Source organism: Ensifer sp. Root1252, from assembly GCF_001425885.1.
In the GTDB taxonomy this organism is placed as follows: Bacteria; Pseudomonadota; Alphaproteobacteria; order Rhizobiales; family Rhizobiaceae; genus Ensifer; species Ensifer canadensis.
Genome location: NZ_LMDT01000001.1, coordinates 91,803 through 104,404, shown reverse-complemented (window position 1 = coordinate 104,404; position 12,602 = coordinate 91,803). Strand labels below are relative to the sequence as shown.

General features: G+C 60.8%; 8 protein-coding genes. 5 read left to right on the top strand and 3 right to left on the bottom strand.

The annotated features are described in order from the left end of the window. The first annotated feature begins 214 nt into the window (after positions 1 to 214). Positions 215 to 3,013 (top strand): EAL domain-containing protein, encoded by a 2,799-nt coding sequence (locus ASD02_RS00450; RefSeq protein WP_025426055.1) that lies wholly within the window; start codon positions 215 to 217, stop codon positions 3,011 to 3,013. Positions 3,014 to 3,178: 165 nt separating this feature from the next. On the opposite strand, the gene ASD02_RS00445 is transcribed toward ASD02_RS00450, so the two are convergent. From ASD02_RS00445 to groES, 3 genes are all read right to left on the bottom strand, one after another. After that, on the bottom strand, positions 3,179 to 3,625 hold the full coding sequence (locus ASD02_RS00445; RefSeq protein ID WP_025426056.1) for a hypothetical protein: 447 nt from the start codon (positions 3,623 to 3,625) through the stop codon (positions 3,179 to 3,181). Positions 3,626 to 4,285: 660 nt separating this feature from the next. After that, positions 4,286 to 5,923: a chaperonin GroEL gene (gene groL, locus ASD02_RS00440; RefSeq protein WP_025426057.1), complete on the bottom strand. Its 1,638-nt coding sequence runs from the start codon at positions 5,921 to 5,923 to the stop codon at positions 4,286 to 4,288. 62 nt (positions 5,924 to 5,985) lie between these two features. Next, a complete protein-coding gene (gene groES / locus ASD02_RS00435; protein ID WP_004675403.1) occupies positions 5,986 to 6,282 on the bottom strand; it encodes a co-chaperone GroES in 297 nt (98 codons plus the stop codon). 468 nt (positions 6,283 to 6,750) lie between these two features. On the opposite strand from groES, the gene ASD02_RS00430 reads away from it, so the two are divergent. The 4 genes from ASD02_RS00430 to ASD02_RS00415 all read left to right on the top strand — a co-directional run bounded on the left by ASD02_RS00430 (position 6,751) and on the right by ASD02_RS00415 (position 12,600). After that, complete coding sequence (locus ASD02_RS00430; protein ID WP_025426058.1) at positions 6,751 to 7,599, top strand: TIGR01459 family HAD-type hydrolase; 849 nt, start codon at positions 6,751 to 6,753, stop codon at positions 7,597 to 7,599. Between the two features lie 13 nt (positions 7,600 to 7,612). Further along, positions 7,613 to 8,596 (top strand): bifunctional riboflavin kinase/FAD synthetase, encoded by a 984-nt coding sequence (locus ASD02_RS00425; protein ID WP_025426059.1) that lies wholly within the window; start codon positions 7,613 to 7,615, stop codon positions 8,594 to 8,596. Positions 8,597 to 8,941: 345 nt separating this feature from the next. Continuing rightward, positions 8,942 to 11,851 (top strand): isoleucine--tRNA ligase, encoded by a 2,910-nt coding sequence (gene ileS, locus ASD02_RS00420; protein WP_025426060.1) that lies wholly within the window; start codon positions 8,942 to 8,944, stop codon positions 11,849 to 11,851. A 128-nt stretch (positions 11,852 to 11,979) separates the two neighbouring features. Further along, positions 11,980 to 12,600, top strand: a complete 621-nt coding sequence (locus tag ASD02_RS00415) for a hypothetical protein (RefSeq protein ID WP_025426061.1) — start codon at positions 11,980 to 11,982, stop codon at positions 12,598 to 12,600. The last annotated feature ends 2 nt before the right edge of the window (positions 12,601 to 12,602 follow it).

The following is a 12,602-nucleotide window of genomic DNA, read 5'->3' as shown; positions in this document are numbered from 1 at the left end:
GACCGTCACAGCGTCATTGGGCCGCTTCGAAATCTTTAACTACAAGGCGTTGGCATTTCAGCCTTCGTTAAGGACGAAAGCAACGTCCTGTTTCGAAACGGACGTTGCGACCTGACTTTTCACAATTCCTTAAACGGCACGACGCCAACAGAAGCGATGAACCGGAAGTGGGCGTTCCATTTCCGGACCAGAAATTTCATTTAGGCGTTTGGCGATGTTCAAGGTTCTTACATGCCTCGTGGTCGAGCATGACCCAAAGCTGGTCGTGCTCGCCGCCCTCATCTGCTTCCTGTCGAGCTACGGTGCCGTGACCTTGCTTCAGCGAGGACGCGCATCCGCAGGCAAGGCGCGGGCGATATGGGCCGTGGCTGCCGGCATCGCCAGTGGCTTCGGCATCTGGGCGACCCACTTCATCGCCATGCTTGCCTACGACCCAGGCGTCGTGCTCGGCTATCAGATCGATCTGACGGCCCTGTCGCTTGCCGTCGCGGTCGTTCTGACGACGATGGCACTGCTGATTGCGACCTATGCGCAGGGACCTGTCGCCTGGATCGCCGGCGGCATCGTCCTCGGTTTCGGCGTCGCCTGCATGCACTTCCTCGGCATGGCGGCGCTCGATGTTCCAGGTACCATCCGCTGGGACTGGACGCTCGTCGTCGCCTCCGTCTTTGCCGGCTCCCTGTTCGATATCGGCGCCTTGCGGGCCATCACACACATCGATCGGCCGTTGAAAGCCAAAATTCTGGCGACGCTGTTCATGACGCTCGGTATCGTCGCCTTGCACTTCACGGCGATGGGTGCGGTGACGATCGAAGCCGATTTGCTGCTGCCGTCGCCCGAGGGGATGATACAGCCGCATTTTCTTGCTTTCGTCATCGCCGGAACCGCTTTCTTCCTGCTAACCATGGTCTTGCTTGCCGCAGGCTTTGCGCACCATGCCGAGCTTTCCGCCGCCGCCTCCGAGCGCGAATTCGCCCGCTTCGTGAAAAGCGTCAAGGACTACGCCATCTACATGCTCGACGCAAAAGGCCGCGTCGCGAGCTGGAATGCCGGAGCCGAAGCCAACAAGGGCTATACTGCCGACGAAATCGTCGGCAAGAGTTTCGGATGCTTCTATTCTCCCGAGGATCAGCGGGCAGGCGTACCGCAACAGGCGCTCGACGAAGCCTATGCCAACGGCAAGTTCGAGTGTGTAGGCTGGCGCTATCGCAGGGATGGCACGCGCTTCTGGGCGCATGTCGTGATCGACCCGTTCCTGCATGAGGATGGCACGCATGCGGGCTTCATCAAGATCGTCAAGGACATCACCAAGGAAAAGGTCGACGCCGACCGCATCGCCGAAGTGAGCAAGAATCTCGACATTGCGCTTGAGAACATGTCGCAGGGCATCTGCCTCTTCGACAGCGGCGACCGCCTGCTGCTATCCAACCGGCGCTGCCGCGAGATCTTCGGCTTCTCGGAGACGCTGGCCGGAAAGGGCCTGACGTTCCGCCAGATCCTCGACGAGGTTTTTGCCCGAACCTATTCCGATCCGGTCATCGCCCGGGCGAAATCGGAAGAACTCTATCAGAGGCACCGCGTCGACATGGTCGGCAAGGGCGGTGGCGACATCGTCGAAAAGCTGCCGAACGGTCGCTCGATCCTGACCAAGCACCGCACCCTCGCGGATGGCGGCTGGGTCAGCACCTACGAGGACATCACCGAGCGCCTGGACAGCGAGGAGCAGATTTCGTTCCTCGCTCGCCATGACAGCCTGACGGGCCTCCCGAACCGGCTGCAGTTCAGCAGCTATCTAGAGGAGGAACTCGATGCGGCCGCCTGGTTCTCGCGCAAGGTCGCGGTGATCGGTCTCGACCTCAATAAGTTCAAGGAAGTCAACGACCTGCATGGCCATGCTGCCGGCGATTTCGTGTTGGTGACGATTGCCCAGCGGATGAAGTCGCTGTTGCAGGAGGGCGAGTTCGTGGCCCGCTTCGGCGGCGACGAGTTCGCGGCCGTCAAGCGCTTCGAGGAATTGTCCGAACTCAACGACTTCCTCCGCCGCATCGAGAAAAGCCTGCATGAAGAAATGCGCTTCGGCGACTTCGAGTTGAAGTCCGGTGGCAGCATGGGTGTCGCGATCTATCCGCAGGACGCCGAGACGGCCGACACGCTGATCAACAATGCCGACCTTGCGATGTACCGCGCCAAGGCCGCGCTGAACCAGAGCGTCTGCTTCTACGAAGTGTCGATGGATGAGGCTGCACGCCAGCGCCGCAGCCTTGCCAACGATCTGTGGGATGCGATCGAGAAGAATCAGTTGGCGTTGCACTACCAGGTCCAGAAGTCGGTGATGTCAGGTGACGTCATCGGTTATGAGGTGCTTCTGCGCTGGCACCATCCCGAGCGCGGTATGGTGCCTCCGAACGAGTTCATTCCGCTGGCGGAAGAATGCGGCGCGATCCTGCCGATCGGCGAATGGGTTCTGCGCGAGGCCTGCCGCGAAGCCGCGGGCTGGCAGAGCACCCACAAGATCGCCGTCAATCTTTCGCCGGTGCAGCTTGCCAATGGTGACATCGTCAGCCTGGTCGAGGACGTGATTTCCGAGACCGGGCTCGACCCGAAGCGGCTGGAACTCGAAATCACGGAATCGACGATCATCGACGACAAGGAGCGCGCGCTCCTGACCCTTCGCCAGATCAAGGAGCTTGGGGTCACCATCGCGATCGACGACTTCGGCACCGGCTATTCGTCGCTCGAGACGCTGCGGTCCTTCCCGTTCGACAAGATCAAGCTCGACAAGAGCTTCATGTGGGAGGTGGAAGCAAGTCCGCAGGCAAAGGCGATCGTGCGCGCCATCCTCGCACTCGGGCAGAGCCTCTCGGTTCCTGTTCTCGCCGAAGGCGTCGAGACGCAGACGCAGCTCGATATCCTGCAGGCGGAAGGCTGTGACGAAGCGCAGGGTTACCTGCTCGGCAGACCAGCACCGATCTCAAGTCTCGCCATGGGCAAGGTGAAAGTGGCGGCCGCCTGACGGTCGCCGCCGCCTGCACGACACGGCGGCCCGGCAAACATCATTGAGGCTATTTCCAGGAAAAGTGCGATGCGATTTTCCACCAGGAAACGCGTAAAGACAACGAGCTGGAACGCTTTTGGGACTTTGTTTAAGCGCGGAAGCGCTCTGTAGGCGGGAATGCACCTACTGGCGCAGAAGCATCTTTCCCGCACCTTCGACAAGGAAGCGCGGGAAGAAGAAGATGCCGTGGATCGTACCGGAATAGCGTTCTTCGAGGCCCGAGGATTCGCCGATGCAGAACACCGGCTGCTTGTGGCCGGATTCGAGGCTGATCGTCGTCGAGAAGCAGAAGGACGAACACGTGGTTGCCGCCTGCTCAAAAAGCTCGAGCACGTGGTTGCGGTCGGCGAGGTCGTAGCAGCGCACGAAATTGAGCAGCCCGCATTCGCTCTCGTTGAGACCGTGGATCGCGGACGCCTTCTCGCCAAGCCGGAACAGGCCCGTCGACAGGTCGCCCGACCAACCTTCGGAAACGCAGAACTGTTCCAGGAATTCCTGATGCGGGAGACCGGAATGCATCTGTCCCGGAACACCGAGGGGAACTGAATTTGTTCTCGTGATCTTAAACACGGTCTACCCCAGCACGACCCCTGGCGAATGTCGTCTTCCCACCAGGCAGGCCCATCCCCAATATACAACCCTCGCCAGCCATCGACCCATAGCAGGAAGAACACGCACGATAGTCGTTTGCGTCTTTCTGTACGGAAAGGTCACGAAACTGTGACGTAGCTCGCCAAGCGAAATGATTTCGCAGGAAAGGCCGGCTTAATTTGCGATGAAATACTTATATGCTTTGCGTGATGTTCTCAAAGAGAGCTTGGACACACAGTTAATATGAAAAGTTTGAGCGATTTTTCGCTCGCTTTAGGCCCACCATCCAGTCTCTCGTGAATCTCTGTCCACTTGGGGCGGTGTTATAGTTCGTTTTTTCTCGACTTCAACGCTTTTTTAGTGCCGCCGCAGCTACCGGGTAATTTTTCCTGCGGACAGCTTTGACGTGCACGTTAGATGCAACCGCAGGATTATCGCAAAAACGAGAAAGGGCGACCCGAGGGTCGCCCTTTCCGATCCGAATGGATCATCGTGGATCTGCTTGAACAGGTCCGCGATAAGGCTGGCGCCCTATCACATCATGTCCATGCTGCCCGTTCAGCGCGCTTGACGCGCTGAACCGCTCTTAGTGCATGGGCAAAGCTTTATGGACAATGCTGCGATTGGGCTGGCGCCCTATCACATCATGTCCATGCCGCCCATGCCGCCCATGCCGCCCGGCATCGCCGGCGAGTCCTTCTTCGGCAGTTCGGCGATCATGGCTTCCGTCGTAACGAGAAGGCCAGCAACCGAAGCCGCGTCCTGAAGGGCGGTGCGAACAACCTTGACCGGGTCGATGATGCCCATGGCAATCATGTCGCCATATTCGCCGGTCTGGGCGTTGTAGCCGAAGTTGTCCTGGTCCTTGTCGAGGATCTTGCCGACAACGATCGAAGCTTCGTCACCAGCGTTCTCAGCGATCTGGCGGGCCGGAGCCTGCAGAGCGCGACGAACGATGTTGATGCCGGCTTCCTGGTCGTCGTTCACACCCTTGACGGTGATCTTGACGGAAGAACGCAGCAGGGCAACGCCGCCGCCCGGTACGATGCCTTCCTGAACAGCAGCGCGCGTCGCGTTGAGAGCGTCGTCGATGCGGTCCTTCTTTTCCTTCACTTCAACTTCCGTCGAGCCGCCAACGCGGATTACGGCAACGCCGCCAGCGAGCTTGGCAAGACGTTCCTGCAGCTTTTCGCGGTCGTAGTCAGAAGTGGTTTCTTCGATCTGAGCCTTGATCTGCGAAACGCGGCCTTCGATGTCGCTCTTCTGGCCAGCACCGTCGACGATCGTGGTGTTTTCCTTGGAGATCGAAACCTTCTTCGCACGGCCGAGCATGTCGAGCGTGACGTTTTCGAGCTTGATGCCGAGGTCTTCGGAGATCACGGTACCACCGGTCAGGATGGCGATGTCTTCGAGCATGGCCTTGCGGCGATCGCCGAAGCCCGGAGCCTTGACGGCAGCGATCTTCAGGCCGCCACGCAGCTTGTTGACGACGAGCGTAGCAAGAGCTTCGCCTTCGACGTCTTCAGCGATGATGAGGAGCGGCTTGCCGGTCTGAACGACAGCTTCGAGAACCGGGAGCATGGCCTGGAGGTTCGAGAGCTTCTTCTCGTGGAGGAGAACGAAGACGTCGTCGAGGTCAGCGACCATCTTTTCCGGGTTGGTGACGAAGTAGGGGCTGAGGTAGCCACGGTCGAACTGCATGCCTTCGACGACTTCGAGTTCGGTTTCGGCGGTCTTGGCTTCTTCAACCGTGATGACGCCTTCGTTGCCGACCTTCTGCATCGCTTCTGCGATGTCGAGGCCGATCTGACGCTCGCCGTTTGCCGAGATCGTGCCGACCTGTGCGACTTCTTCCGAAGTGTTGATCTTCTTGGCCTTGGCCTGGAGATCCTTGACGACTTCGGTGACAGCGAGGTCGATGCCGCGCTTCAGGTCCATCGGGTTCATGCCGGCAGCAACAGCCTTGGCGCCTTCGCGAACGATCGCCTGGGCCAGAACGGTTGCAGTCGTGGTGCCGTCGCCGGCGATGTCGTTGGTCTTCGAAGCAACTTCGCGGACCATCTGGGCGCCCATGTTTTCGAACTTGTCTTCAAGTTCGATTTCCTTGGCAACTGATACGCCGTCCTTGGTGATGCGCGGAGCGCCGAAGGACTTGTCGATGATGACGTTACGGCCCTTCGGGCCGAGCGTGACCTTTACGGCGTCAGCGAGGATATCGACGCCACGCAGCATCTTTTCGCGCGCGGTGCGGCCGAATTTGATTTCTTTTGCAGCCATTTGAGAAAACTCCCGGGCTCATTGCCCATTGGTTGTCATGAAAAGGTGTGGACGACGGCAGATCAGCCGATGATGCCCATGATGTCGGCTTCCTTCATGATGAGAAGGTCTTCGCCGTTGATCTTGACTTCGGTGCCCGACCACTTGCCGAACAGAACGCGGTCGCCAGCCTTGACGTCGAGAGCAACAACCTTGCCGCTTTCGTCACGGGCGCCCGAGCCAACAGCGACGATTTCGCCTTCCTGCGGCTTTTCCTTAGCGGTGTCCGGAATGATGATGCCGCCCTTGGTCTTTTCCTCAGACTCGACGCGGCGGACGACAACGCGGTCGTGCAGCGGGCGGAAATTGGTGCTTGCCATTAGTCTAATCCCTCGATCAAATGACACTACGGATCGCTCAACGACCCGATGGATGGGTGTTAGCACTCTCTTTTGTCGAGTGCTAGCGAGGCCGAGATAAGGCTGGGTCCGGGACGAGTCAAGGATTGGCCGTTCAAAAAATTTCAGGCGACATGATTATCGGCGGCTGATGACAGGCAACGAACGGCGGCCGGGCCGGAACGTTTGCCTGCCTATTGCATGAAGCGGTCGGAATTTGGGCAGATCCGATATCGAGGATTTGCCTGGTCTCGCTGCCCGATCCGGTTGTTATCATGAGCCTCGGGGTCGGCAGGCCCTGACGCTGATGTCCCGTGGACCGTCTCCTCGGCATGAGGGAGGGGCGGGCGCCGAATCCTTGGGAATGGCGGCGATTTTCTAGGCGCGAGGCTTGTATTCTCGGCCCTTCCTTGCCATGCAAGCCGGAAACCGAGTTTGCAGGAAGCCCGCATGGCCGCAAGGATCAACAGTTTTCGGGAAATCGCAGGGCGCTATGACGTCGTGCTCTGTGACGTCTGGGGTGTTCTCCACAACGGCGTTCAGGCGTTTGCGTCGGCCTGCGAGGCCCTGGCGGAAGCGCGTGCAGCAGGGCTTACGGTTGTCCTCATCACCAATTCTCCCCGGCCAAGCCCCAGCGTCAAGGTACAGATCCGCGGGCTGGGCGTTCCCGATGAAGCCTATGATCGCATCGTCACGTCGGGCGATGTGACCCGCACCTTGATCGCCGCAGCCGACAAGAAGATTTTCTTCATCGGCGCCGAACGCGATCTGCCGTTGCTCGAAGGGCTCGGCACCGAGATCGTCTCGTCGGAAGATGCAGAGACCGTCGTCTGCGCCGGCTTCTACGACGATGAAACCGAAACGCCGGAGCACTATCGCGCGACGCTGACCGGACTTGCCAAGCGCAAGATCCCGTTCATCTGCGCCAATCCGGACCTGGTGGTCGAGCGCGGCCACCGGCTGATCCCCTGTGCCGGCGCCATCGCCAAGCTTTACGAGGAGCTCGGCGGCGAAGCCCGGATCGCCGGAAAGCCCTATATCTCCATCTACCGTGCCGCGCTGACGGAAGCCAAGGCCGTTCGCGGTCCACTCGATCTGTCGCGTGTCATCGCCGTCGGCGACGGTATGCCGACCGATGTCAAGGGCGCCCAGGATGCCGGCTTCGATCTGCTTTACATCAGTGCCGGTATTCACGCGCAAGAATACATGAACGAAAGCCGCACCGACGAGGCGAAGCTTACTGCCTTCCTGAGGAAGGAAGGTGCTTCGCCGAAGTGGTGGATGCCCAGGCTCGCCTGACGGGAAGATCGAGATGACGGTTTTTCATCGCAACGAAACCCGCGACCCGCTGCCCGAGCGTCTGCGTGGCGGCGTTGTCGCCATCGGCAATTTCGACGGTGTTCACCGCGGCCACCAATCCGTGCTGGAGCGAGCGCTGGAAGAAGCCGCGGCACGCGGCGTTCCCGCACTGGTGTTGACCTTCGAGCCGCATCCGCGCACGGTCTTTCGGCCAGACACGCCGGTCTTCCGGCTGACGCCCGCACCGCTGAAAGCCCGTATCCTCGAAGGCATGGGGTTTGGCGCCGTCATCGAATACCCGTTCGATCGCACCTTCTCCGAACTTTCCGCGTCCGATTTCATCCATCGGGTGCTCCTGGAGTGGCTGCATGCCTCGCATGTGGTCACCGGGTTCGATTTCCATTTCGGCAAGGGGCGCGAAGGCGGTCCCGCCTTTCTGATGGCGGCGGGCGGCGAAAACGGCTTCGGCGTCACCCTGGTCGACGCCTTCCGCGATGAGAATGCCTCGGTGATCTCCTCGAGCTTCATTCGCTCGCTGCTCGGCCAGGGCGACGTTTCTCACGCGGCCGGCTTGCTCGGCTATCGCTACACGGTCGAGGCCGAAGTAATCGACGGCAAAAAACTCGGGCGGACCCTCGGCTATCCCACGGCCAACATGCGTCTACCGCCCGAGGTCGAACTTAGAACCGGCATCTATGCCGTGCGCTTCCGCCGGGCTGACGGCTCGCTCTATGATGGCGTTGCCAGCTTTGGCCGGCGTCCGACCGTCGACAGCGACGGCGAGGCGTTGCTTGAAACCTTCGTCTTCGATTTTTCCGGCGATCTCTACGGCGAGGTCTGTTCGGTTTCGTTCTTCGGCCACCTGCGCGACGAGCTGAAGTTCGACGGGCTCGACCCGCTGGTGGCGCAGATCCGAAAGGACGAAGACGAGGCGAGGGCGTTGCTCTCCGGCGTCACGCCCTTGAGCGATATCGATCGCCGGATCAACTTCGCCTAAAGAAATCCGTCGCGCCGAAGCGGCGGACCTTTTCAAAAGGCCGAAAACGCCTTAAACAACCGGCCACCATGACCCGGCACCGTCGACTGACCATCGATCAGCGAATTATTGGCCCGGCTTTCCGCGCGCACTAGGCCGCCGGAAGGTCCGGGATTTCGGCGTTTCCAACGCCTCAGTCATCTCTGGAGCGCCGCGCGTCTCTTGGACACGCTAAGGTAGCTCGAACACTTTGAAGCTGCGCATGATCCTTTTCCGAAAATCGATCCCGATTTCAGGGTTATGCGCCGGATACCGAACCCTTTCGCATGCGCGATGATCCGCGCGGAAAAGACGATTGCAAAGACCATGACAGATACCGCTGAGAAGATCGACTATTCCTCCACCCTCTATCTGCCGCAGACGGAGTTTCCGATGCGTGCCGGCCTGCCGCAGAAGGAGCCCGAAACGGTTTCCCGCTGGCAGAAGATGGGTCTCTACAAGAAGCTGCGTGCCTCGGCCGCCGGTCGCGAGAAATTCGTGCTGCATGACGGCCCTCCCTACGCCAACGGCAACATCCATATCGGCCATGCGCTGAACAAGATCCTCAAGGACGTCATCAACCGCTCGTTCCAGATGCGCGGCTTCGACGCCAACTACGTGCCGGGCTGGGATTGCCACGGCCTGCCGATCGAATGGAAGATCGAGGAGAAGTATCGCGAGAAGGGCCAGAACAAGGACGAGGTCCCGGTTAACGAGTTCCGCAAGGAATGCCGCGACTTCGCTGCGGGCTGGATCCAGATCCAGGCGGAAGAGTTCAAGCGCCTCGGCATTGAGGGCGACTTCGACAACCCCTATACGACGATGAACTTCCACGCCGAAGCCCGCATCGCCGGCGAACTGATGAAAATCGCCAAGATGGGGCAGCTCTATCGCGGCTCCAAGCCGGTGATGTGGTCGGTCGTCGAGCGCACGGCGCTGGCCGAAGCCGAAGTCGAATATGCCGACGTCGAAAGCGACATGATCTGGGTGAAGTTCCCGGTCACCGAAGGCTCGGCAGATCTTGCAGGCACCTTCGTCGTGATCTGGACGACCACACCCTGGACGATCCCCGGCAACCGCGCCATCGCCTTCTCCTCGCGTTACGCCTATGGTCTCTACGAGGTTGCGACTGCAGAGAACGATTTCGGTCCGCAGCCCGGCGAAAAGCTGATCTTCGCCAAACGTCTGGCAGACGAGTCCGCCGCCAAGGCGAAGCTCACCTTCAATTTCGTCCGCGACATCGAGGGCGCTGAACTGGCCGCCGTCACCTGCGCCCATCCGCTGCATGGGCTGGGTGGCGGTTACGCGTTCAAGGTGCCGTTGCTCGATGGCGACCATGTCACCGACGACGCCGGCACCGGCTTCGTGCACACGGCGCCGAGCCACGGCCGCGAGGACTTTGACGCCTGGATGGACAATGCCCGCGCGCTTGAAGCCCGCGGCATCTCCTCGGCAATTCCGTTCACCGTCGACGACGCCGGTTATTTCACCGCCGACGCCCATGGCTTCGGCCCGGACGCCGAAGGTGGCGCCGGCCGCGTGCTCGACGACAAGGGCAAGAAGGGCGATGCCAATGATCGCGTCATCAAGGCGCTGATCGCCCGTCACGCGCTGTTTGCCCGCGGCCGTCTGAAGCATTCCTATCCGCATTCCTGGCGTTCCAAGAAGCCGGTGATCTTCCGCAACACGCCGCAGTGGTTCGTCTACATGGACAAGGGCTTCGGCGACGGCACGACGCTGCGCTCGCGCGCCCTGTCGGCCATCGACGATACCCGCTTCGTCCCCGGCGCCGGCCAGAACCGCCTGCGTGCGATGATCGAGGGACGTCCGGACTGGGTGCTCTCGCGCCAGCGTGCCTGGGGCGTTCCGATCGCGATCTTTGCCGACGAGCAGGGCGAGATCCTTGTCGATGAGGCCGTCAACGCCCGCATTCTCGAAGCCTTCGAGCAGGAAGGCGCCGATGCCTGGTTCGCCGAAGGTGCCAAGGATCGCTTCCTCGGTAATGACCACGACCACGAGAAGTGGCACCAGGTCATGGACATTCTCGACGTCTGGTTCGATTCAGGCTCGACGCATACCTTCACGCTCGAAGATCGTCCGGATCTGAAGTGGCCGGCTGACGTCTATCTCGAAGGCTCCGACCAGCACCGCGGCTGGTTCCATTCGTCGCTGCTCGAATCCTGCGCAACGCGCGGCCGTGCGCCCTACAACGCCGTTGTCACTCATGGTTTCACCATGGATGAGAAGGGCGAGAAGATGTCGAAGTCGAAGGGCAACACCGTCACGCCGCAGGAAGTGATGAAGGATGCCGGCGCCGACATCCTGCGCCTCTGGGTGATGACGACGGACTATTGGGAAGATCAGCGCCTCGGCAAGACGATCATCCAGACCAACATCGACGCCTATCGCAAGCTGCGCAATACCATCCGCTGGATGCTGGGCACGCTGGCGCACGACAAGGGCGAGGAAGTCGCCCACGCCGAGCTGCCCGAGCTGGAAAAACTGATGCTGCATCGCCTGGCCGAACTCGACCAGGTCGTTCGTGAAGGTTATGACGCGTTCGACTTCAAGAGGATCGCCCGCGCTCTGATCGATTTCTCGAACGTCGAACTCTCCGCGTTCTATTTCGACGTGCGCAAGGATGCGCTCTATTGCGACGCACCGTCGAGCCTTCGTCGCCGGTCGGCGCTTGCGGTGATCCGCAAGCTGTTCGATTGCCTGGTGCTGTGGCTCGCGCCGATGCTGCCCTTCACCTGCGAAGAAGCATGGCTGTCGCGCAAGCCTGACGCTGTCTCGGTCCATCTCGAGCAGTTCCCGGCGATCCCGGCGGAATGGAAGAACGACGCCCTCGAGGCGAAGTGGGAAAAGATCCGCGCGGTGCGCACGGTCGTGACCGGGGCGCTTGAAATCGAGCGTCGCGAGAAGCGTATCGGCTCGTCGCTGGAGGCGGCTCCCGTCGTCTACATCGCCGATCCGGAGCTGTTGAAGGCGCTCGAAGGCGAAGACTTCGCCGAGATCTGCATCACGTCGGCGATCACCGTCGAGGCGGGCGAGGGCCCTGCCGACGCCTTCCGTCTGCCTGAGGTCGCCAAGGTTGGCGTCGTTCCGGAGGCCGCCGTTGGCCGCAAGTGCGCCCGCTCCTGGCGGATCACGACCGATGTCGGTTCGGATGCACTCTACCCTGAGGTGTCTGCCCGCGATGCCGCCGCCCTGCGGGAACTTGGCTTCAAGGCTTAAGGGATCATTTACCGGATGAATTGCGCTTACCGCATTCATCCGGTAAAACCTGCCCGAAATTTGGCGGATTTATCCGCCATGGCGCTGAGTGGCCGCGCACGTGACGGTGGCCGGCTAGAAGGAATTTCATGGAAATGACGCGAGAGTTGCGACTGTTTGCTAGCGTTGCCGCCATTATGACGAGCGGCCTGGTACTTTCCGGCTGCATCGGCGGTCCGACCTACGGCACCGACAAATCGGCTGGCGAGCAGTTGATCGACGATCTCGGAAGCGCTGTGAGCTTTACCCCGACGAAGCGTGATCCGGTCAAGTACCAGCCGCGCCCCGGCCTGGTGCTGCCGCCTACCGGCCAGCAGACCGCCCTCGTGGAGCCGCAGAAGTCGCTCGCCAGTCGCGAAGCCAATCCGGAGTGGGTCGAATCTCCGGAAGAGGCGCGCAACCGTCTGCGCGAAGAAGCCGACGCCAACAAGGACAACCCAAACTACGTCTCGCCACTCGCAAAGGCCAGCGCCAATGGCCGCCGCCTTTCGGCCAAGGAGCAGCAGCAAGCCTATCGCGACGCGCGCAAGATCGAGATGGGTGCCTACGCCGACAAGCGCCGCTTCCTGAGCGATCCGCCGCTCGAATACCGCCGCCTTCCGGAAGCTTCGGAAGCCGACCTTGGTGAGCCGGAAAAGCTCAAGGAGCGCCGCCGCAAGAAGGAAGCGCAGATCAAGAATTCCGGCAGCAAGTGGTACTGGCCCTTTTAAAC

What these genes read in the sequence shown, in the direction of transcription:
- ASD02_RS00415 (WP_025426061.1), top strand. Translation starts at nt 11,980, where the DNA reads ATGGAAATGACGCGAGAGTTGCGACTGTTTGCTAGCGTTGCCGCCATT.
- ASD02_RS00430 (WP_025426058.1), top strand. Translation starts at nt 6,751, where the DNA reads ATGGCCGCAAGGATCAACAGTTTTCGGGAAATCGCAGGGCGCTATGAC.
- ASD02_RS00425 (WP_025426059.1), top strand. Translation starts at nt 7,613, where the DNA reads ATGACGGTTTTTCATCGCAACGAAACCCGCGACCCGCTGCCCGAGCGT.
- groL (WP_025426057.1), bottom strand. Translation starts at nt 5,923, where the DNA reads ATGGCTGCAAAAGAAATCAAATTCGGCCGCACCGCGCGCGAAAAGATG.
- ileS (WP_025426060.1), top strand. Translation starts at nt 8,942, where the DNA reads ATGACAGATACCGCTGAGAAGATCGACTATTCCTCCACCCTCTATCTG.
- groES (WP_004675403.1), bottom strand. Translation starts at nt 6,282, where the DNA reads ATGGCAAGCACCAATTTCCGCCCGCTGCACGACCGCGTTGTCGTCCGC.
- ASD02_RS00450 (WP_025426055.1), top strand. Translation starts at nt 215, where the DNA reads ATGTTCAAGGTTCTTACATGCCTCGTGGTCGAGCATGACCCAAAGCTG.